Origin of the sequence: Chryseobacterium sp., from assembly GCF_019236175.1 — a bacterium.
Classification (GTDB): domain Bacteria; phylum Bacteroidota; class Bacteroidia; order Flavobacteriales; family Weeksellaceae; genus Chryseobacterium.
On sequence record NZ_JAFAJM010000005.1, the window covers coordinates 104,616 to 125,399 of the forward strand.

Consider the following 20,784-nt stretch of genomic DNA (forward strand, 5'->3'; position numbering starts at 1 on the left):
AATCCTTAGACAGCATCTAAGGATTTTTATATTTTAAATAGGTATGCTCAACTAGCATTCCGGAACATTTACCGCAATGGCCAATCCTCCTTCAGAAGTTTCCTTAAAACGGTCACTCATAGCTAATGCTGTTTCCCACATGGTCTGAATCACTTCATCCAGGCTTACTTTTGCCTTGGCCGGATCACTTTCCAGCGCTATATTAGCCGCAGTAATCGCTTTAATAGCTCCCATTGTATTCCTTTCGATACACGGAATCTGCACAAGCCCTTTGATCGGGTCACAGGTTAATCCAAGATGATGTTCCATGGCAATTTCTGCCGCCATCATCACCTGACCTACGCTTCCTCCTAAGATCTCCGTAAGTCCTGCAGCAGCCATCGCCGATGACACACCGATCTCTGCCTGACAACCTCCCATTGCTGCAGAAATGGTTGCATTTTTTTTGAATAAAGTACCGATTTCTCCTGCAACCAAAAGAAAACGGATAATATCATCATCGCTGATTGAATCTGTGAAAGCCTGAGAATACATCAGCACCGCCGGAATTACACCACTTGCCCCATTGGTAGGTGCCGTAATAATTCTTCCGAAGCTTGCGTTTTCTTCATTTACCGCCAGTGCAAAACAAGCAATCCATTTGTTGATATTGGTGAAATTTTCTTCAGCATCAACTACCTGCTGAAACCATTCATCTTTATTTTTATAAATTTTATCTCCCAGTAGCTTCCTGTTGATTCCGGCTGCTCTTCGGGAAACATTCAGCCCGCCGGGAAGAATTCCCTCTTTATTGACTCCCTTATAAATACATTCTTTGATCTGCTGCCAGATATAAAGTGCCTCTTTTCTGGTTTCTTCCTGAGTTCTCCAGCTTTCTTCGTTAATAAAAATAAGGTCTGAGATTCTGTTAAGGCCCAGTTTCTGACAATATTTTGCAAGATCGGAAGCTTTATGACAAGGGTACAGGGTACGCACACAATGCTTTTCAATAGAGTTTTTTTCCTGACTGGCAATAAAGCCGCCGCCTACAGAATAAAAATCCTGCACAAGCTCTGTTCCATCTTCAAAAACCGCCCTGAAAATCATCCCATTAGGGTGGAAATCAAGAGATTTCTGCATATTCAAAACCAAATGATATCCGTAGATAAACGGAATTTCTTTTTCTCCGCCAAGATTAATGATCTGAGCCGTTTTTATGTGTTCTATCTTCTCATCAATTTTAGAAGTATTAATCGTTTTAAAATCTTCCCCGTTTAATCCCAGCATTCCCGCAATATCCGTCCCGTGTCCGATCCCCGTTTTAGCAAGTGAACCGAAAAATTCAAGAAAAACTTCTTTAACTTCAGCTATTGACCTTTCTCTTTTAATAATCCTAATAAATGCAGATGCAGCATTCCATGGCCCCATCGTATGCGAACTGGACGGACCTATCCCAACTTTAATAATTTCAAAAACCGATATTGATTCCATAAATGATTCGTCATTTTCCTCAAAAACAAAGATACATGATAAATCCTAATAAAAGTATAGCAAAACTTTAGATTTATTTAGTTTTCATACGCTATGAAGTAAGTATTTTTGAAGAGGATCTGATCCTCTATGTTCAATCGGAAGCATCATTAGTTTTAATCAGGCAACTCTATGCATTGTTTTTCCTCAACTGAAACTTTCTTCATGCTGCGAAAGATCAAGCCCTTTATTCTCAGATTCCTCCGAAACCCGTAATGTGATGAGGAGATCCGTTATTTTATATAAAACGAATGAACCCGAAAATGTAAAGGCGGAAACCAGAATCAAAGCCATCATATGATGAAGAAAAACCTCTGTTCCTCCATGAAGTAAACTGGCATTTTCTCCATGGGCAAATATAGCGGTCAGAATCATTCCCATTATTCCTCCAACACCGTGACAGGCGAAAACATCCAGTGTATCATCTATTTTTTTCATGGTTTTCCAGTTTACCAGTAGATTGGAAACTACGGCGGAAATAAATCCGATAAAAAGGCTTTCCTGAATACTTACGAAACCACATCCGGGAGTAATGGCTACCAATCCTACCACAGCACCAATACAGGCACCTAAAGCTGATACACTCCTGCCGTTAATCCTCTCGAAAAAGATCCATGTCATCATGGCGGAAGCGGAAGCAATTGTTGTTGTCCCAAAAGCTGTTGCTGCTGATGCTGAAGCGCTAAGTGCAGAGCCTGCATTGAATCCGAACCAGCCAAACCATAACATTCCCGTTCCCAAAATTACATAGGTTATATTGGAAGGCTGATGATGAGGATTCTTTCGCTTTCCTAAAACTAAAGCTCCTGCAAGCGCAGCAAAGCCGGCACTCATATGCACTACTGTTCCTCCTGCAAAATCTTTTACCCCAAAGTATTTATTGAGAAGCCCGTCCGGATGCCATACCATATGACAAAGCGGCGCATAGATAAAAATACTGAAAAGTACGATGAATAAAAGGTATGAAATAAAACGCACCCTCTCTGCAAAAGAACCCGTGATAATTGCTGGAGTAATCACAGCAAATTTCATCTGAAACAAAGCAAAAAGAATGAACGGAATGGTAGGAGCCATCAGTTTATGAGGTAAACTTTCCACGCCGCTAAAAAAGGGATAAGTAAAAGGATTTCCAATAATCCCATACTGCTCTCCGTGAATACTGATCCCCAAAGATGCACCAAAAGACAGAGAGAATCCTACAACGACCCATACTATGGAGATGACGCCTAGTGCAATAAAACTTTGCAACATGGTAGAGATCACATTTTTCTTTCCCACCATTCCGCCGTAAAAAAAAGAAAGCCCGGGTGTCATCAGAAGAACAAGACCTGCTGCTGCGAGAATCCAGGCCACATCGGCACCTACTATTTTATCTGCGGTAAGAAAGTTTCCGGTCGTAGGAAGTCTCGTTTCAGGATTCCAGAATAATCCTCCGAACGCCACTAAAGTAATGACTGAAAACGAAACAATCCATTTTAATCCTATTTTCATAAAATTTATATTTACCCTATCAAAGTTAAATATAAATCCAATATAAACTTATTTAAAAACAATAAACCCCATAAAAAAAAAGGGGTCAATTTAAAATAAATATCATTTACCAGCAAAAACCTCCTTTAAAATTTTAGAAACCTCCTTATATTTGGTAGCCGGAAAAAGATGAGATCCCCCTTTAATAACATAATCAGGTTTTGAATATTTAATTGGAAAAACAATATCCTTATCTGCCAAAATCTGAATTACATTGGGGTTTTCTTCAAATTTCCATTCTGCCACTTTTTCTACGGACCATTTCAGATAATAGGGATCACGTACTTTGAAATATTGTAAGATTCGCGGATTTCTTGGATCAAAAAGCTTTCTCACGACAGAATAAACATGGGTTGCCCTATCATTAAATAATCCTACCGGAAGAATTCTAGGAATTTTAGTAACCTCTCCTGTTTTGATAAATTTAGATTTTTCTTTATCTGATTTGATACTTCCCAGAATCACCACTTTCTCGGCAGGTTTCAGCTGATTAATTTCCTGCACAATAATTCCTCCGAAAGAGTATCCTAATAAACAGAACGGTTCAGAATCATCTACTTTTTCAGCCATTCTTTTGACATAATGATCAAAGGATTCATTATTTTCAGGAATAAGCCAATCTATGAAAATCAGCTCACAGTTCTCGGGAAACTCCAGTCTTTCAAGCACCTTAAAATCTGCTCCCAGGCCACTTACAATATAAATTTTCATAGGACTAATTTATAAAAAATACAGCAATAAAAACGTTCAAACCTTCACAAACTTCACCACAAAGAAACCGGCTTATTTTCTAACAAGAACGGCACGGCTTTCGATCCCGTGACCTGATTTAACAGCTTTTTCAAAAAAAATGAGCAGTTTATCAAAAAACCGCTCATTTTATAAATCAATGTTATATTTAATCTTATTTCTTTTTCTTTACAGGAACTCTGTTTTCGTTATCCAGCTGTTCTGTGGACACTCTGAACTGGATATCCATTTCGTTTTTAATGAAATAATCTTTCAGGGAAGATTGATAGAATACTTTAAAGTCTTTTCTGTTAAGTGAAAACTTAGCTGATTCAATCACTACTGTGAACTGAGTAACATATACATTCGCAGGGAAAGAGATTGTTTTTCTTACCCCTTTAATAGTAACATCTCCGTATACCGTAGAGTTGTACTCGTTGTTTGCTAAAGGAATAATCTTCGTCAAATGGAATTTGGCAACCGGGAATTTTTTAACTTCAAAAAAGTTCGAGCTTTTCAGGTCGTTGGTAAGCTTGATCTGATCTTCATCGGAAACATCTCCTGCCATCATACTTCTCATATCTATCACAAACTCTCCGTCTACCAAAACCGTATGATCAAAGTTAAATTTTCCGCTTTTCAGCTTTACAGTCCCTGAGTGGGAGGAAGCTTCTGTTTTTACAACTTTATAGCCCCACCATCTGATCTCTGATGAAGTCACTTTTGAAACTTTATCAAATTTCTTTTGAGCAGAAACAAATGATATGCTTGCGCACACCATAGCAAACAATAGTAATCTTTTCATTCTTTTTTATTTACAATTCAACAAAAATAAAAAAAAGTGTAGAACTTCTACACTTTTAATAATCTTTTTTTGATTAATTTATTGAGCAGTTACCTTAACCTGCATATCGATATCATCTTTCACAAAAACATCCTGCATAGTAGATTTGTAAGCTACGTCAAATTTCTGTCTGTCGAAAGAGAATTTGTTTGATACTAAGCTCACCACTCCTTTGCTGTAAGAAATCTTTGCCGGGAAAGTTACCGGGTTGGTTTTACCTTTTACAGTAAGATTACCGGTTACTAATGAGTTATAGATTTTATCGCTGTTTTTCTTTACAGAAGTAATCTTGAAACTTGCAGTCGGGAATTTTTCAACTTCAAAGAAGTCTCCGTTCTTAAGGTGCCCGTTTAATTTTTGCTGATATTCTCCTGAAAGGTCAGTAGAATTGATAGAAGTCATATCCAATACAAAGCTTCCGCCTACTAATTGGTTTCCTTTCATTACCATATCACCTGATTTTACTTTCACAGTCCCGTCATGAGAGCTTGCTTCAGATTTTGCTACTTTATATCCCCACCAGTGAACATCAGACGCCACTACTTTCTTTGACTGTCCGAAAGCTAAACCACCAGCTAACACTGCTAATAAAAATATTTTTTTCATTGAATAAAGTTATTTACTTATTTGATATCACAAAGGTAGCCATCTTATCTGATAGATTTCATTGATGTATATCAAGAAAAGTAATTATTTTTATGAATAATATCATCCATAAAAAAACTCCGGGTTTCTCCGGAGTTTTTTATTTTATTGTTGATAATAAGCAGTGTATAATGCCACTCCTTTTAATGCTGTATGATTTTGTTTGACCAGATAGATCGGAATATTCTTTAACATTCCTTCCATTTTATCACTGATCTTGAATTTTTCGTAGAACTTGGCCTTATCGATATATTCTCTGACCATTTGGGGAATATCTCCTGAAATCAGCAGTCCTCCTGTAGCCTTCAGTTTTAATGTAAGGTTATTAGCTTCTCTTGCTAAAAACTCAAGGAAAGTATCCAGAGCAATTCTACAGATCAGGACATTATCTTCTACAGCTGCTTTATAAAGTTCTTCTGCGAAGTTTCCACCCGCAAGACGTTCTCCCAACCATTCCGGTTCCGGATGTCTTTTTACATCTCTTAAGAACCTGTAGATATTGAATAAACCTGATTTGGAAAGGACATTTTCCCAGCTTACGATTCCATAGATATTATTTAAGAACTGGTAAAATTCTACTTCTACGTTGGTTCTTGGTGAAAACTCAGAATGCCCACCCTCTGTTGCGAAAGGTCTTAAATATTTTCCGTCAAAGAAATATCCGGCTTCTCCCAGTCCATTTCCCGGAGCAAGGATCGCTACATTTCCTTTTTCAAGATGACCGCTTGTATAAATCGCTTCAAGATCATTGTCCTCCAGAAGAGCCATACCGTATGCAGAAGCTTCCAGGTCATTAAGCATCTCTACTTTTTCAAACCCGAAATCTTTTGTATATTCCTGAATATCCAGATTCCAGCCTAATCTTGCGGGATTGCTTTTTCCGTCAAGTACCGGACCCGGCACAGCCATTCCCAAACGTTTTACATTTTCAAGTTGATTATCCTGAATAAATTTTTTCAGAATTTCATTAAAAGAAGCATATTCCTTAGTTGAATATGTATTTTGAATTTTTATCTCAAGACCTCCGTTACTGGAAACAAAATAGCCTAAGATTGTGATGTCTTCACGGAGACTTGCTCCAATGATGGAAACATTATCATTATTACTGTTCTCTACTCCTGGTAAATAAAGCGGAAATTTTGGATTCAGAATCATAACCTCAAATTTTACCAAATATAAACAATTGTTTTTGTAAATCCTGCAGAGAAGAAAAAAACCTTCTCACAAAAGTGAAAAGGTTTGGTTAATAATTGTTTATATATAAATCTAACTACTTTCCTAATGGAATATTATATCCGAATCCAACACCGATATTCCCCACATTGTAGTCCTGACCTGGCAAATCTCCTTTTGTTCCTACAAAAACCTTCTGGTATTGTACGAAGAAGTTCCAGTCTCTGTTGTGGTATCCGATCTCCGGTTTAAGGTAGAAACCTCCGCTTGCTCTCTCAAGATTCGTATTGGAAGCTACCTGCTTGTCTCCAACCAGGAACCCGTATCCTAAGTCCGTTCCGAAATAAAATCCGGTTTGTTTTGGATAGATTCTTACCAATGCCGCTACAGGGATCACCCCTACATCATTATTATTATAACCGTTATTGTTTTTTGCGAAATAATGAGTATATCCTGATGCAATACCCAATCCAAACCCTGGAGTAATAAGATTCTGATAAGACACATCTACGCCTACGGCAGCAGAAAGGTTATCTGAGGGAACTGCTAAACCAACATTTGCGCCCACTTTGATCATATTGTTCATTTTAGAATCCTGTGCGCTTGCTATTCCTGCTGTTAAAATTCCAGCCAGTAATATTGCCTGTTTAAACATTTTCATAACTCTAATTTTTAAATTTTACTAAGCAAGTGAGATGTAAAAATCATGCCAAGGAAAGCTTTTCTTTCTATTTTAACATTCAAAAAATACATAAAATAATGATTTACAATGAATTAATTTTAACATTTTTTAAATGTTTGTTTAACAAAAATTATCAAAAATTCATTCCGAAAAGTGAATTACACTTAACTTATTGGAAGTTTCAAAATCTTCCGGAGGCAGAAAACACATTCATCTTTAAGCTGACTCCTCTCCTAGTCCGTTATCAAAGATTGCCTGTTATTATATAGATTCATAATCAGACTGTTTCTCTCCGTATCTTTATGAAAAGAAAATAATATTAACAATCCTTAACTCGTTATTATTTTAACCTTTTTATTCAAAATACATCAAAAAAATAAACCTTCTCACAATGGCTGATTCATTATCAAAAAACAAACATCTTCTTTGGCGTGCCGGGTTCGGAATTGGAATTAATCAAATCAATGATTTGAAAAATAAAAACATTAAAACATTGATTAATGAATTATTTAAAGAAGACGGTTTTACCGAAATCACTTATGATACTCCGGATATTGATCCCACTGCAGATTATATGAACAGCACTGCTCCGGCAGAAAAGAAAAAGGAAATGCAACAACTCAACAGGGATCAGAATAATGAACTCAACCTGAATTTTCTGGATAAAATGGTTAACAGCAAAGAGCAGCTTAGAGAGAAAATGGCTTTTTTCTGGCATGGGCATTTTGCATCAAGAGTCGTCAATCCAAAATTCAACAGGCAACTTTTAAATACAATCCGCAAGAATGCCCTTGGAAATTTTAAGACACTCCTTTTTGAAGTGAGCCAGTCTCCTGCTATGCTGAACTTTCTAAACAACCAGCAGAATAAAAAAGACCACCCCAATGAAAATTTTGCCCGTGAGGTAATGGAACTCTTTACCATGGGGAGAGGAAATTATACTGAAACGGATGTAAGAGAAGGAGCCAGAGCATTTACGGGATGGAGCTATGATAAAGAAGGGAATTTTAAAGAAAGAAAAAACCTGCATGATGAAGGCTCTAAAACTTTTTTAGGAAAAACAGGAAATTTCGACGGCAGTGATGTTCTGAATATTATTCTGGATCAAAAGGCCACTGCGATATTTATTACCACTAAACTGTATAAATTTTTTGTCAATGAAAAGGTGGATCATGACATCGTCAGCACATTAAGTACGAATTTTTACCATTCAGGATATGATATTAAGAAGCTGATGACAGAAATATTTTCCAGCTCGTGGTTCTATGATCCGAAAAATATCGGAACCCGGATCAAGTCGCCCGTGGAACTTATGGCCGGGATTATGCGGATACTTCCGATGCACATCCAAAATCCTGAAAACCTCATCATTTATCAAAAATTATTAGGACAGATGCTGCTTTACCCACCCAATGTTGCAGGATGGCCCAATGGAAAATCCTGGATTGACAGTTCTACCCTTATGCTGCGGCTTCAGGTTCCGCAGATCTGGTCCGGACTGCGCCCACTGGAATACAGCCCAAGACCGGATGATGATATTGATATGGGGATGAAATCCAAAGAAAATGCTTTAAATAAAGCATTTAAAAACCCTAATATTACCATAGACTGGGACCGGGTAGACCTGATTTTCGCTCATAAAAACTGCGAAGACTATCTGATTCAGAATCCGCAAAGCCTGGATATGAATACGGTCAGCAATTTCTCTGATAAAACAACCAAAATGAATGTTATTAATCTGATGTCAACTCCTGAATATCAATTAATGTAAAACCTCAGCTACAAACTTTATAACGATCCCCTAAATCCAAGACTATGCTAATCAAAAGAAGAGAGTTTCTCAAAATAAGTTCACTGGCAACCGCTTCCCTGCTAATGCCTAGTTTTCTAAAATCCATGACATTGGACGAGGCATTAAACCCTCATCAGAACATTCTGATTGTTCTTCAGTTTACAGGGGGAAATGACGGATTAAACACTATTATTCCGGCTAAAAATGACATTTATTTCAGGGAAAGAAAAACGCTGGCCATTCAGAATTCTCTGTCTCTGACTGATGAAGCAGGAATTAACCCTTCGCTTTCTTACTTTAAAGAACTTTTTGATAGCGGAGAGCTTTCCGTCATGAACAATGTCGGCTATCCCAATCCTGACAAATCTCATTTCCGAAGTATGGATATCTGGCAATCTGCAAGCAAAAGTGATGAGTTTCTGGAAACAGGCTGGCTGGGCCGTTTTTTAGATGAAGAATGCTATCGCTGTGAACACCCTACTCAGGCTTTGGAAGTAGATGACATGCTGAGTCTTGCGCTTAAGGGAGATCAAAATAAAGCATTTGCGTTCAAAGATCCAAAAAGATTGTACGAAACCAGCCAGGAGAAATATTTTAAATCTCTGTACGATCACCATCACGATGATGAAACCGTCTCTTATCTTTATCAGACATTGGGCTCTACTATTAATAATGCCGGTTATATTTTTGAAAAAAGCAAGGCCAAAAAGACAGAGCAGACCTATCCTAATTCTCAGCTGGGAAAAGATTTCAAAACGGTTGCTTCACTGATAAAATCTGATATTAATACTCAGGTTTACTATTTATCTGTCGGAAGTTTTGATACTCATGTCAATCAGAATGACAGACAGCAAAAACTATTCAGTGACATTAATGAAGCCGTAAAATCTTTCGTAACGGATATGAAAAGTAACGGTTTGTTCAATAATATCCTGTTAATGACTTTTTCTGAATTTGGTCGCCGTGTCGCTCAGAATGCCAGCAATGGTACTGATCACGGAACAGCTAATCAAATGTTTTTCATCAGTGGAAATCTAAAAAAGAAAGGACTTCTGAATGCTCTTCCGAATCTGCAAAACCTTAATCAAGGAGATCTTATTTATACTGAGGATTTCAGAAAGGTATATGCCACTATTCTGAAAAACTGGCTTCAGGCGGATTCATCTAAGGTATTGGGCTGGAAAAACGGCATCTACGATTTTGTGTAGCCCAATACGAGGGAAAAATTCATAAAAAAGAGACTGAACGTTATCCTACGACAGTCTCTTTCAACAATTTTAAATTCTAACTACTTTTACGTTGATGCAGTAATCTGCTTTTTTTCTTTCTCTTCTTCTTTTTTATCTATTTTTTCAGATATTTTTTTTACGATATATTCTATCGCCAGAGGTGCTATAATTGCAATTAATGCTTTAAATATTCTTGATTTCATATGGTGATTTTGTTGATATATCAATGCAATTTCCAAGCCAAGATAAAAAATAAATGCGGGCTGATTATTTTTTACGTTGATCAGATTACCTTAACAACAAATGCGTTAATTTTCATCAGGAACCATCAGATTCTGATAATTTTTACTCCCTGCATTGAACTTCTCTTCCATTTTCATTCGTAATTTTCTGGGTTTATGAACAATTAAAGATTCTCCGAAACCCAGCAGCAGTCTTTCCAGCTCGTAATTAATCTGAACCCGGATTTTAAACAATGTTCCTTCAGGATCTTCATCAATGATCTCCTGGCTTTTATGCAAGGGTTTTGTCTTTACATAGGGAGCATTTCCTGAATCCACCCAAAAAACAATATTTCTGGGCTCCAAAGATTCTGAAACAGTAACGCCTACAATATCTTTAAAATAATCATCTCCGTCCAGCTCCTTATCGATATACTGAAGTGTTTCATCGATTTCGATCTCTTCCATTCTATCGAGTGCCAGATTGTACATTTTTCCTTTATAAAGACAGATCAGAAACCAGCGGTTATTAAACTCTTTTAACAACTGAGGATGCACGGTAAACAGATTAGACTCTCTTGCGGTAAAACTTTTATATAAGATTTTCAGCCCTTTCTTATTCGAAATACTTTCATATAAAATATCAATATGTTCCAATCCTTTCAACTGCTCATTTTTATCCAGATGAATAATAGACTTCTGACTGGTTGCATGAATAGAGTCTTCCAGTTTCTGAATAACTCCGTTCATTTCTTTGAACATAGAAAAATCTTTGAACTGCTTTAAGATCTGAACGGCATTATTCATGGCTTTCAGGTCACTCTCATTTACTGAAATATTATGGATACTGTAATCAGGATCGCTATAACGGTAATATTTTCGTTCATAGACTTCAATGGGTGCTTCATAACCGAATTTCTCACTGCGCATATTCTGCAGATCAAGCTGAACCGTTCTTTTGCTGACATAAGATTCTTTGCCCTCAAATTCAAACAAAGCTTCAGAACATTCATCAATAAGATCTTCCAGGGTAAATCTCCTGTATTTGTTCTTCAGACACCTGTCTAATGTTTTATAGCGGATAAGTGCATTTTTATTGGACGACATGATTTTAGTTTTTTTTATAGATAGCAAAAAGGCAATCCGTATGCTGTACTATTGCCTTTTTGTCTGAAAATTATTTTTCTGTAAGAGGATCACCTTCAAAAGAGACCTCCTTCCATCCGAACTCCATAAAGTTTCTGATATTCTGATGATCTGTTCCGTCAGGATGTTTTAAAACATCTTCTCTGTAGAATTCACCGAAGAGAGGAAGTGTTTGTTCCCTGGTTAATCCATGGTAAAGGGCAAAACCTAATATTTTACATGAGCCATTATTCTGCCCTTCTTCATTTCTTATGTTTCCGTTTTTAAATGCGGTAGGAAAAAAATTGTAATTTTCGTCGATATGTGCAATAACTTCACTGAACTGTATGGTTTCAGGGAAATGCTTTAGTTGTTCCAGCAGTTTCATACGTGTTGATTTTTAATACTATACTCTTTTATACAAAAACACTTTTAAAAAAAGGTCTTTTTATTTTGTAAAAATAATTAAAAAAAATAAATCTACGCAAAACTATTGCGCAATAAGTTAATTACTTTGCATCAACAAAATGAAAAACAAATGGAATATAGCGGAAATCACTTACTCGAATTAGGGTACAGACCTGCGAAATGGTTTAAAGATGCTCTTCATTATATCAATGAAAATAATCTGAATGAATTTCAGATAAAAGAATATCTGGAGCAGTTTAAACAGCCGGACTTTATTCCTCTTCATGAAACGGCTAAGGATTTTGTGATCAATATCAGGGCTGAACATGAAAGTGAAAATGACAATGTAGAAAAAGTAATCCGAACGATGAAAGTTTTGATGAAAACCCCGACATTGGTTGGCGGAGCTCTGATGCCCGATGCCTGTCCTACAGGTCCCGAAGGACAAATACCGGTAGGTGGTGTTGTGGTTGCTCAAAATGCAATTCACCCGGGATTCCATAGTGCCGATATCTGTTGTTCCGTAATGCTGACAGATTTTGGGAAAGCGCATCCTAAAGATGTACTGGATGCGGCTCATTCTGTAACACATTTCGGATATGGCGGAAGACCCAGAGGTGAGCAAATGCCTATGTCTCAGGAATTAATGGATGCTTTCAGAGAAAACGATTTCTTAAATGATGAAAAACTGATCAGCATTGCCCGTTCTCATATGGGAACACAGGGAGACGGAAATCATTTTCTGTTTGTAGGAGTGTCTGAAAATACAGGGAATACCATGATGGTTACTCACCATGGTTCCAGAGCACCGGGTGCTGCATTATATGATAAAGGAATGAAGGTAGCTAACCGTTTCCGACAGGATATTTCTCCAGAAACATTAAAAGAGAATGCATGGATTCCTTATGAAACTGAAGAAGGAAAATCATATTGGGAAGCTCTTCAGTTGATAAGAACATGGACGAAGGAAAACCATACGAATATTCATGATGCTGTATTGAACAAACTGGAAATAGAGAAAGAAAACAGATATTGGAATGAACATAATTTTGTTTTCAAAGATGGAGATCTGTTCTATCATGCAAAAGGAGCAACTCCACTGGATGATAAGTTTATGCCTGATATCACAGGGCCAAGACTGATTCCGCTGAATATGGCTGAACCGGTATTAATTGTTCAGGGAAAAACAACTGAAAGAAATCTTGGCTTTGCGCCACACGGAGCAGGAAGAAATTTCAGCAGAAGTCAGCATAAAAAATCCATGGCACATAAAACCACGGAAGAGATTTTCAATGAGGAAACGGCAGGACTGGATATCCGGTTCTATTCCAATGAAATTGATATTTCCGAGCTGCCAAGCGCTTATAAAAGTGCTGCCAATGTGAGAGCCCAGATTGAAGAATATGGCCTTTGTGAAGTACTGGATGAAGTGATGCCTTACGGATGTATCATGGCAGGTGACGTTCAGAAAAATGCACCATGGAAGAAAAAGAAAAAATACAAAAAAGCATAATTTTAATAACAAACCGAGCAGGTTTTCAAAAAAACGAATAACCAGCCTTGCAGGTATAAAAGCCTGTAAGGTTCATGAAAACTTTTCTCATAATGGCAGGAGCAGTAGCTCAGATGGTAGAGCAACAAAATTACTTTTCGCTGCAGGCAAAATAAAGTTCCTATGAATCCCAATTGTGTGTCACAGGTTCGAGCCCTGTCTGCTCCTCAATACGATGAAAATGCCTATATTATTCTATTCATTTTCATTCGTTAAAAAACTAAGCACAGAAAGTTCCTATATGTTAGAATTACTTTCCGCTTTTTACAAATTATAAGGCAAAGGGAGTTCCTATATTTTTTGGATAAATTACTCCCCGCTTTTTATAAATTATAGGTAAAAGGAGTTCCTATACACCTTCACTTTTAATGAATCTACTCCTCACTTATTTTTTAAACTAAAAACAATGAAAACATTACAATTATTCAACGCTGTATTGGCTAGAAAATCAGATGAAAAGCCATTTATCTCTGATCATGGTTTTATTATTGAACCAGATGCTTTATGGGCAAAAAAAGAGATCATTTCTTATTATGCAAAGGAAAAATTAAATGGAAATGATTTGAATAAAACCTTTCATAAATCCTGGGAGAAAATAAAAAACACTCCAAGAATTGATTTATTTTTTGAACAGATCAATCATTATATTTCAACATACGGAAGCGATTTTCAAAATGAAATTTATATTCCGGATGAGATATTAAATGTTCCGGATATGAAGATGATTTTTAAAGTCATCAAAGCATACACGGTAGAGGATATGCAGGAAAAATGTCTTTCTCTTTTAAGATCAGGCATTGCCTTAAAAGAAGAAACTATTGATGATCTGCTTTTTATTTTACATACGGAGCTGGAATATGATTTTACAGGAAAAGAAAATATCAGAAATAAAGAAGCTGTTATAAAAATAGCGGATCTCTATGAAATCTACCCTGAAAATCCTGTTGAGTTTTTCCGTTATGTGATTTACAAAACAACTCATACAACGCTTTTAATCAAAAACGATGATTTAATTGAATTAATTAAACAAAGTAAATTCAATCCGACTTATCTGTTTGACAGCTTTGGAATGGAAAAAATGGCTGAAATTTTCAACAGATTTAAACCGTTATTTCTTGCGTATAAAAACAGAGCCCCCAAAGCGATCAATACAATTTCAAAACTGTCCAAGACACATCATAAACCACTGATATCAAATCCGTTGAACGATGCTACCAATACATTATTGGAAAACAGCGATTGGCATTGGCTGGAAAATGCGACACCGTTTGCGTTATTTAAAGCATTGTCAGCATGTTACTCCAGAATGTATGGTCAGGATACTTTTGTGTACAGAGTCCGAAACGGAAAATCCTGGGTGAAAAAGGGGAAGGAAACTTACGTGAGTCAACTCAACTATGATTTTATTTTAGATTTTCTGAAACTGAAATATGAAAACCTTTCCGGAAAGAAATTCTATTTTCCAAAGAATGTAGAATTTGCATTGCCTACTTCTGAAAAAATGTTTGTGGGAAATATTCCTACCGGAACCCGCTTTTATGGCGAAAGACTGGCCGTAGGTATCTATTGGGAAGATCGGTGGGGTGCCCGTGACCTTGACCTTTCAGGATTGAATATCGAAGGAAAAATAGGTTGGAATGCGGCCTATAATCACGGTAACGGACAGCTGATGTACTCCGGAGATATGACATCGGCCCCTCATGGTGCCGTTGAATATCTTTACGCCAATAAAGGGCATTGTGCACCAACACTTGTTATGAACAACGTCTTCAGCGGAGATGTCAACTGTGGATATAAGATTGTGATCGGAAAAGGAGATAGTATTTCCTACGACTATATGATGAATCCTAACAATCTCTTTGCTGAAGCCAGATGCAACTCTGTTCAGAAACAAATGATTCTGGGAATGCTGGTTACAAAAAACGAAAAGCAATGTTTCGTACTGTTGAATTTCGGAGCGGGTCATTCTCATGTTTCAGGAAATACAGAGGTATCTGCAATGGCAACAAGTGCATTGTATCAGCAATGGTATGGAGCGGTCTCCTTTAATGAATTGATCAAAGAGCTGGGAGCAGAGATTGTTACAGAAAAAACGGAAGCAGATTTTGATTTTTCACTGGAAGATCTGGAAAAAGACAGCTTCATTAAAGTTTTTAAATAAAAATACGCTGTTCAAAATTTTTGAATGGCGTTTTTCTTCTAGCAAGCAATTTTATCTCTCATAAATTTCAAAGAAAATGCGGATTTATTTTTTACATTAAATATGTATCAAACATTCACTGTTTTAATAAAAAAGTAATCCTCCTTACCTTCAATAATCACTTTTTTTCCGTAATCAATCTGAATATTGAACATATTCTCCAATGGAAATTGTAATACAGCCTGCAGAACCAGACGGATTACTCCGGCATGGGCAATAATAAGAACCTTTTCAGTATCTTTTTTAGCCGTCAGTTCATCCCAGAAATCAAGTACACGGGCCTTCATTTCAAGAAGGTTTTCACCACCGGAAGCTTTTATATTGATAAAGTCTTCGTACCAGGGATTGATTTCTTCTTCCGGGATATCTGTCCATTTCTTCAGTTCCCAGTTTCCAAAATTCATCTCCCGAATTCTTTCATCAGTTGTATAATCCGGGCTTACAAATGCTGCAAGAAGTCTGCAGCGCTGAGAAGGGCTTGAAATGACAAGGTCAAAATCCCCGGTCAGATTTAATTTTTTGAAATCTCCTGCATATTCCTTCCGTAAAGGCATTTCTGCAAATCCATAACATAGATTTTCAGGATTTTCTACTGCGGTATGACGGATCAGATGAATTTCCATACGATCATTGTTCCTAAATAAAATAAAACTTCACACACCTGCTGAACCGCTCCCAGACAATCTCCGGTATAGCCTCCGATGTGCTTTTTAAAATACCATCCCAAATATATTTTACCAATATAAGCCAAAGCAAAGGCAAAAATCAAACGCCAGTCCGGAATCAGGGTGAAAGCTATAAAAACACTGATAAAGCCAACCAGTAAAGCTATTCCATCCAATGGTTTATTTGCCAGAGGTTTTGACTTGCTTACATCAATGTCCGTTACGTACTGATGGGTATAAATCATGGTTCCGGAAATAAAACGACTTGAAGAATGTGCGAGTATAATAACGGCCAGAGTTTTCGTTAAATCAACCGTTCCCAAAGCCTGAATGCTGAAAAATTTTAAAGCAAATAATAAAATAATTCCGATCGTACCGTAGGCTCCTACTCTGCTGTCTTTCATAATGGTTAAGATTTTCTCCTTTCCGTATCCGCCCCCGAAACTGTCACACATATCTGTAAAGCCATCCTCATGAAAAGCACCGGTCAGTAAAACACTGGAAATCATCATAACAACAATACCTATTTCCAGATTAAAAAGCAACGTAGAAAGATAAAGGATCATTGCATTAATTATTCCTACCAACAACCCGACCCAGGCAAAATATTTCTGAGATTTATTCATGATCTCACCGGAATACGGAATGGTAAACGGAACTGGAATTCTGGTGAAAAACATCAGCGCTGTCGCTAAGTAAATCAATTCATTCTTTAGGGTCTTCATTTATTCTTTATTTGAAACATGAGCATCTTCAAAACTGGACATTTCATTCAGGAAATTTACCGCGCTTTGAATAAGCGGATATGCCAACGCACAGCCTGTTCCTTCTCCTAAGCGTAAATTCAGGTGTAACAAAGCTTTTTGCTCCATTACTTCCAGCAGCTGAAGATGTGCTTTTTCATCACTCATATGGCAGAAGATACAATTGTTCAGAATGTCAGGATTCTTTATCCAGGCAGTGGCAACGGCAACGGTAGCAATAAATCCATCAACCATAATCAGCATATTCTGACGAAAAGCCTCTTCCATAGCTCCTATCATCTGGACAATTTCTAATCCTCCAAATGTCCGGGCAATTTCATCCACATCCTTAATCTCCGGATATTTTTCTATTGTCTGCGTTAAAACATTGATTTTATTCTGTAACTGATCATCATTTATACCTGTTCCGCGTCCTATACAGCTTTTAACCGGCAGATCAAATAATTTACTCATCATCAGTGAAGAAGCAGATGTATTTCCGATTCCCATTTCGCCAAATCCAATGATATTACATCCTGTTTTTACAATTTCAGCAACTATCGAATTCCCGTTTTGCAAAGCCAGCTGATATTCATCTGGAGTCATAGCCGGTTCTTCCAGCATATTACGACTGGATTTTCTAACCTTTTTATCAATTAAGTCCAGTCCGGCCGGAAAATCAAAGTTGACTCCTGCATCCACAATTTTAATGTCAATACCATGCTGCCTGCAAAACACATTAATAGCAGCCCCTCCACCCAGGAAATTCATTACCATCTGATAGGTTACCTCCTGTGGATAGGCACTTACTCCTGCCGTTGCAATCCCGTGATCGGCAGCAAAAACCACCAGGTGAGGATTTGAAAGCTTTGGAGAAGTTGTATTTTGAACCATTCCTATTTTGTGTGCAAGATGTTCCAAATGTCCTAATGCCCCTAAAGGTTTTGTTTTACAATCAATTTTATGCTGTAATTCTGTTGTCAACATGGATATAAAGTAGTTATGTTAAATAGAGAAAGTGCAATATTAGTAAAATAAGGGATATTCTGGGTAATGGATGAAGAGATGAGAGACAAAAATCCCGGATTTTAGATATTGAGCCTATTAATGCCCGCCAACATTAAACATTAAACATTAAACTTTGAACTTATCACTCTCAAACTCAAAAAACCTACGTAAGAACATTGCGCACCATCCAATTTACTTTGCATTATAAAATTGAACACAATGACATCAAAAATAGTAGAAAAGATAAAAGAAGTGGAAACCGCAAGGGGTATAGAAGTACTACTTGCCGTTGAATCCGGAAGCCGTGCATGGGATTTTGCGTCTCCAGACAGTGATTATGATATACGATTCATATACCGCCATGAAAAGGACTGGTATCTTTCACCATGGGATAAGGATGAAACCATCGAATTCATGACAGAGGATGATCTGGATGGTTCCGGCTGGGACCTGAGGAAGACTTTCCATCTTCTGCTGAAATCGAATGCCGCATTACTAAGCTGGTTCTACTCTCCTATCGTTTATAAAGAAAACACAAGGTTTACCGCGCTTTTCGGGCCTTTAGCCGATGCGTGTTTTTCTCCGATAGCCGTTTCTTATCATTATTTAAGTATGAGCAAAAAATATCTGGAAGCCTGTAGAGCGGATGAGGTGAAATTAAAAAGTTATTTTTATTGCCTCCGAACTACACTGACCGGAAAATGGATCATAGAGAAAGAAACTGTTCCACCGGTATTGTTCAGTGAATTGCTTGTTTTAGTGGATGCTGAAACCAAAGCAACAATAGAAGATCTTGTCACCTTAAAAGCTACCAAAGGAGAAAGTTATTATCATCCGAATGACTGGAAACTTTTTGGATTTCTTGAGAAAACAATCGCTGAAAACGAGGAAAGATCAAAGAACCTTAAAGGAAGTAAGGCTGATAAAACAGAAATGGAAAGGGTTTTTAGAAAAATAGTAGCCCTTTAAAGTTAAAGAATATATAATGAGAAATATAAAACCGGCAAACTTATTTGCCGGTTATTTTTTTTTAAAGTAAATATTTCTCAATCTACGCAAAAAGACTGCGTACCACGTTATTTACTTTGCATTATCAAAATGGAGGCTGTAGCTCAGTTGGTTAGAGCAACGTAAAAATACTTTATTAGGTTTTAATCTGTGTGATACAGGTGTGATGATAAAGTTACTTCGCATGTTAGCCGTGGGACGCCGGTTCGAGTCCGGCCAGCCTCCCTATTGAAGCGGTGTGAGATTTAGGTTACTTCGATTCACACAAAAAACACCTTAATCAGTTTTTAACCGCTTCTTTTATGAATGTAAAAAACTAAAGCAATGTCAAAATTTAACACAAAAAAAACTGGGTTCGGCTTCGGCTTTATTGCCGGAAAATTGACAGATAATGCCGGACAATATTCCGACTATGAATTACTAAGAAGAGTGACCCTGGCCAATCTTCTTTTTGAATCTGATTATTACCAGTCTGCTGATGATATTATGAAGCAGATAGAAGATCTGTGTTATAAAGTAGATGGTGAAAAAATTATTCAACTGGCTATAGAATGTCGTTTTGAGCAAAAATTAAGACATACTCCGTTATGGTTGCTTATTCTCGCACACGAAATTCATGGTATTTCTGTTAAGGAGGCTATTGCAAAAATTGCCAACAGACCGGATATGACCATAGATCTGCTTCAGATGCTGAAAGTGAGAAATGGTTCTTATAAAATGTCTAAGCCTATCAAAAAAGGTCTGGCAAAAGCATTTGACCAGTATGATGAATATCAGATTTCTAAATATAAAAAGACTAATATGGCATTATCACTGATAGATGTTGTCAACATGGTTCATCCAAAACCTACAGATAAAAATGAAAAAGCGTTGAAAGATCTTGTAGCAAATACCTTACAGCCAGCCAACACATGGGAAACAGCCTTATCTCAGGGTGCCGGTAAAAAGGAAACCTTTGAAAGGATGATTTCTGAAAAAAGTCTGGGCGCACTGGCGATTCTGAGAAATCTTAGAAATATGACCGAAGCGGGATTATCAAAAGAAAATATCAGCACGGCTATTTCACAGGTCAGAAGCCACTGGTTAACACCTCTTAATTTTCTGGCTGCCCAGAGAAATGCCAGTGAATATACAGAAGATATCGACAGAGCTATGAAAAATTGTTTTGCAGGTGAAAAAATAAAAGGAAAAACGATTCTTGCTATTGATGTATCAGGAAGTATGGGACAGGTCACATCTTCTCATTCAAAATTTTCAAGAATGGATCTTGCATTTGCTATGGCAGCCGCAGGTTCCTATATCTTTGAAGATCTGATTCTGGTATTTACGGCAGGTAATGACGGAGAGAGAAAAGGAAAACATATGATCTGGAATCAAGGGAAAGGTCTCCGTTTATTTGATAGCTACAGAAAGATTTATACTGAATTAGGCGGTGGCGGTATATTTACCCATCAGTTATGTGAATGGCTGAAAAATCAAGGCTATGCACAGGATACCGAAAGACTGGTCGTTATTTCCGATAGTCAGGACATTGATGCGTATTATGGTTCTGATAAAAAACCGGATACATCACCTTATAAAACCTCTTATATCATTGATATTTCTACCCATACCCACGGGATAAAAACCGGAAACTGGACTGCAGAAATTAATGGATGGAGTGATAAAGTATTTCATTATATCAAAGCTCTGGAAAGCTGAGCCTTTCCGGAGCTTTTTCA

19 protein-coding genes and 2 tRNA genes are annotated in these 20,784 nt (G+C 37.2%); 8 read left to right on the forward strand and 13 right to left on the reverse strand.

Annotation, left to right across the window (positions count from 1 at the left end; genetic code table 11):
• Window positions 1-51: 51 nt before the first annotated feature.
• From JO178_RS04635 to JO178_RS04665, 7 genes are all read right to left on the reverse strand, one after another.
• Complete coding sequence (locus JO178_RS04635; RefSeq protein WP_291932397.1) at window positions 52-1,470, reverse strand: L-serine ammonia-lyase; 1,419 nt, start codon at window positions 1,468-1,470, stop codon at window positions 52-54.
• 186 nt (window positions 1,471-1,656) lie between these two features.
• The gene (locus JO178_RS04640; RefSeq protein WP_291932400.1) at window positions 1,657-3,000 is read right to left on the reverse strand and encodes an ammonium transporter; all 1,344 of its coding nucleotides are present in this window, start codon (window positions 2,998-3,000) and stop codon (window positions 1,657-1,659) included.
• Between the two features lie 102 nt (window positions 3,001-3,102).
• Entirely contained in the window at window positions 3,103-3,750 is a 648-nt protein-coding gene (locus JO178_RS04645; protein WP_291932403.1) for an alpha/beta hydrolase, read from the reverse strand.
• A gap of 193 nt (window positions 3,751-3,943) precedes the next feature.
• Window positions 3,944-4,573 carry a YceI family protein gene (locus tag JO178_RS04650; protein WP_291932406.1) on the reverse strand — a complete coding sequence of 210 codons (630 nt, stop codon included), beginning with the start codon at window positions 4,571-4,573 and terminating at the stop codon, window positions 3,944-3,946.
• A 78-nt stretch (window positions 4,574-4,651) separates the two neighbouring features.
• Window positions 4,652-5,218: a YceI family protein gene (locus tag JO178_RS04655; RefSeq protein WP_291932408.1), complete on the reverse strand. Its 567-nt coding sequence runs from the start codon at window positions 5,216-5,218 to the stop codon at window positions 4,652-4,654.
• Between the two features lie 144 nt (window positions 5,219-5,362).
• Entirely contained in the window at window positions 5,363-6,412 is a 1,050-nt protein-coding gene (locus tag JO178_RS04660; protein ID WP_291932410.1) for a glucokinase, read from the reverse strand.
• Window positions 6,413-6,527: 115 nt separating this feature from the next.
• Entirely contained in the window at window positions 6,528-7,091 is a 564-nt protein-coding gene (locus JO178_RS04665) for a hypothetical protein (RefSeq protein WP_291932412.1), read from the reverse strand.
• Window positions 7,092-7,503: 412 nt separating this feature from the next.
• On the opposite strand from JO178_RS04665, the gene JO178_RS04670 reads away from it, so the two are divergent.
• Window positions 7,504-8,883, forward strand: a complete 1,380-nt coding sequence (locus JO178_RS04670) for a DUF1800 domain-containing protein (protein WP_291932414.1) — start codon at window positions 7,504-7,506, stop codon at window positions 8,881-8,883.
• Between the two features lie 44 nt (window positions 8,884-8,927).
• Window positions 8,928-10,112 (forward strand): DUF1501 domain-containing protein, encoded by a 1,185-nt coding sequence (locus JO178_RS04675; protein WP_291932415.1) that lies wholly within the window; start codon window positions 8,928-8,930, stop codon window positions 10,110-10,112.
• Window positions 10,113-10,198: 86 nt separating this feature from the next.
• On the opposite strand, the gene JO178_RS04680 is transcribed toward JO178_RS04675, so the two are convergent.
• From JO178_RS04680 to JO178_RS04690, 3 genes are all read right to left on the reverse strand, one after another.
• On the reverse strand, window positions 10,199-10,336 hold the full coding sequence (locus JO178_RS04680) for a hypothetical protein (RefSeq protein WP_291932417.1): 138 nt from the start codon (window positions 10,334-10,336) through the stop codon (window positions 10,199-10,201).
• 105 nt (window positions 10,337-10,441) lie between these two features.
• A complete protein-coding gene (locus tag JO178_RS04685; protein WP_291932419.1) occupies window positions 10,442-11,461 on the reverse strand; it encodes a WYL domain-containing protein in 1,020 nt (339 codons plus the stop codon).
• A 70-nt stretch (window positions 11,462-11,531) separates the two neighbouring features.
• The gene (locus tag JO178_RS04690) at window positions 11,532-11,867 is read right to left on the reverse strand and encodes a HopJ type III effector protein (protein WP_291932421.1); all 336 of its coding nucleotides are present in this window, start codon (window positions 11,865-11,867) and stop codon (window positions 11,532-11,534) included.
• Window positions 11,868-12,017: 150 nt separating this feature from the next.
• Between JO178_RS04690 and JO178_RS04695 the strand changes: the two genes are divergently transcribed.
• From JO178_RS04695 to JO178_RS04705, 3 genes are all read left to right on the forward strand, one after another.
• Window positions 12,018-13,400 carry an RtcB family protein gene (locus tag JO178_RS04695; protein ID WP_291932422.1) on the forward strand — a complete coding sequence of 461 codons (1,383 nt, stop codon included), beginning with the start codon at window positions 12,018-12,020 and terminating at the stop codon, window positions 13,398-13,400.
• A 98-nt stretch (window positions 13,401-13,498) separates the two neighbouring features.
• A tRNA-OTHER gene (locus tag JO178_RS04700) sits at window positions 13,499-13,607 on the forward strand.
• Window positions 13,608-13,845: 238 nt separating this feature from the next.
• On the forward strand, window positions 13,846-15,600 hold the full coding sequence (locus JO178_RS04705; RefSeq protein WP_291932424.1) for a hypothetical protein: 1,755 nt from the start codon (window positions 13,846-13,848) through the stop codon (window positions 15,598-15,600).
• A 107-nt stretch (window positions 15,601-15,707) separates the two neighbouring features.
• Here the strand turns inward: JO178_RS04705 and JO178_RS04710 are convergent, their stop codons facing one another.
• The 3 genes from JO178_RS04710 to cobT are packed head-to-tail and all read right to left on the reverse strand — an operon-like array spanning window position 15,708 to window position 18,034.
• Window positions 15,708-16,262: a histidine phosphatase family protein gene (locus tag JO178_RS04710; RefSeq protein WP_291932426.1), complete on the reverse strand. Its 555-nt coding sequence runs from the start codon at window positions 16,260-16,262 to the stop codon at window positions 15,708-15,710.
• Complete coding sequence (locus JO178_RS04715) at window positions 16,247-17,029, reverse strand: adenosylcobinamide-GDP ribazoletransferase (RefSeq protein ID WP_291932428.1); 783 nt, start codon at window positions 17,027-17,029, stop codon at window positions 16,247-16,249. Before JO178_RS04715 ends, JO178_RS04710 begins: the two co-directional genes overlap by 16 nt.
• Window positions 17,030-18,034, reverse strand: a complete 1,005-nt coding sequence (gene cobT, locus JO178_RS04720) for a nicotinate-nucleotide--dimethylbenzimidazole phosphoribosyltransferase (protein WP_291932430.1) — start codon at window positions 18,032-18,034, stop codon at window positions 17,030-17,032.
• A 240-nt stretch (window positions 18,035-18,274) separates the two neighbouring features.
• On the opposite strand from cobT, the gene JO178_RS04725 reads away from it, so the two are divergent.
• The 3 genes from JO178_RS04725 to JO178_RS04735 all read left to right on the forward strand — a co-directional run bounded on the left by JO178_RS04725 (window position 18,275) and on the right by JO178_RS04735 (window position 20,764).
• A complete protein-coding gene (locus tag JO178_RS04725) occupies window positions 18,275-19,024 on the forward strand; it encodes a nucleotidyltransferase domain-containing protein (protein ID WP_291932432.1) in 750 nt (249 codons plus the stop codon).
• A gap of 132 nt (window positions 19,025-19,156) precedes the next feature.
• Window positions 19,157-19,288 (forward strand) — tRNA-OTHER (locus JO178_RS04730).
• A 99-nt stretch (window positions 19,289-19,387) separates the two neighbouring features.
• Entirely contained in the window at window positions 19,388-20,764 is a 1,377-nt protein-coding gene (locus tag JO178_RS04735; protein WP_291932434.1) for a TROVE domain-containing protein, read from the forward strand.
• The last annotated feature ends 20 nt before the right edge of the window (window positions 20,765-20,784 follow it).

Excerpts from the sequence above, each read along its gene's own strand:
- JO178_RS04635 (WP_291932397.1), bottom strand. The coding sequence starts at position 1,470 with ATGGAATCAATATCGGTTTTTGAAATTATTAAAGTTGGGATAGGTCCG.
- JO178_RS04640 (WP_291932400.1), bottom strand. The coding sequence starts at position 3,000 with ATGAAAATAGGATTAAAATGGATTGTTTCGTTTTCAGTCATTACTTTA.
- JO178_RS04645 (WP_291932403.1), bottom strand. The coding sequence starts at position 3,750 with ATGAAAATTTATATTGTAAGTGGCCTGGGAGCAGATTTTAAGGTGCTT.
- JO178_RS04650 (WP_291932406.1), bottom strand. The coding sequence starts at position 4,573 with ATGAAAAGATTACTATTGTTTGCTATGGTGTGCGCAAGCATATCATTT.
- JO178_RS04655 (WP_291932408.1), bottom strand. The coding sequence starts at position 5,218 with ATGAAAAAAATATTTTTATTAGCAGTGTTAGCTGGTGGTTTAGCTTTC.
- JO178_RS04660 (WP_291932410.1), bottom strand. The coding sequence starts at position 6,412 with ATGATTCTGAATCCAAAATTTCCGCTTTATTTACCAGGAGTAGAGAAC.
- JO178_RS04665 (WP_291932412.1), bottom strand. The coding sequence starts at position 7,091 with ATGAAAATGTTTAAACAGGCAATATTACTGGCTGGAATTTTAACAGCA.
- JO178_RS04670 (WP_291932414.1), top strand. The coding sequence starts at position 7,504 with ATGGCTGATTCATTATCAAAAAACAAACATCTTCTTTGGCGTGCCGGG.
- JO178_RS04675 (WP_291932415.1), top strand. The coding sequence starts at position 8,928 with ATGCTAATCAAAAGAAGAGAGTTTCTCAAAATAAGTTCACTGGCAACC.
- JO178_RS04680 (WP_291932417.1), bottom strand. The coding sequence starts at position 10,336 with ATGAAATCAAGAATATTTAAAGCATTAATTGCAATTATAGCACCTCTG.
- JO178_RS04685 (WP_291932419.1), bottom strand. The coding sequence starts at position 11,461 with ATGTCGTCCAATAAAAATGCACTTATCCGCTATAAAACATTAGACAGG.
- JO178_RS04690 (WP_291932421.1), bottom strand. The coding sequence starts at position 11,867 with ATGAAACTGCTGGAACAACTAAAGCATTTCCCTGAAACCATACAGTTC.
- JO178_RS04695 (WP_291932422.1), top strand. The coding sequence starts at position 12,018 with ATGGAATATAGCGGAAATCACTTACTCGAATTAGGGTACAGACCTGCG.
- JO178_RS04705 (WP_291932424.1), top strand. The coding sequence starts at position 13,846 with ATGAAAACATTACAATTATTCAACGCTGTATTGGCTAGAAAATCAGAT.
- JO178_RS04710 (WP_291932426.1), bottom strand. The coding sequence starts at position 16,262 with ATGGAAATTCATCTGATCCGTCATACCGCAGTAGAAAATCCTGAAAAT.
- JO178_RS04715 (WP_291932428.1), bottom strand. The coding sequence starts at position 17,029 with ATGAAGACCCTAAAGAATGAATTGATTTACTTAGCGACAGCGCTGATG.
- cobT (WP_291932430.1), bottom strand. The coding sequence starts at position 18,034 with ATGTTGACAACAGAATTACAGCATAAAATTGATTGTAAAACAAAACCT.
- JO178_RS04725 (WP_291932432.1), top strand. The coding sequence starts at position 18,275 with ATGACATCAAAAATAGTAGAAAAGATAAAAGAAGTGGAAACCGCAAGG.
- JO178_RS04735 (WP_291932434.1), top strand. The coding sequence starts at position 19,388 with ATGTCAAAATTTAACACAAAAAAAACTGGGTTCGGCTTCGGCTTTATT.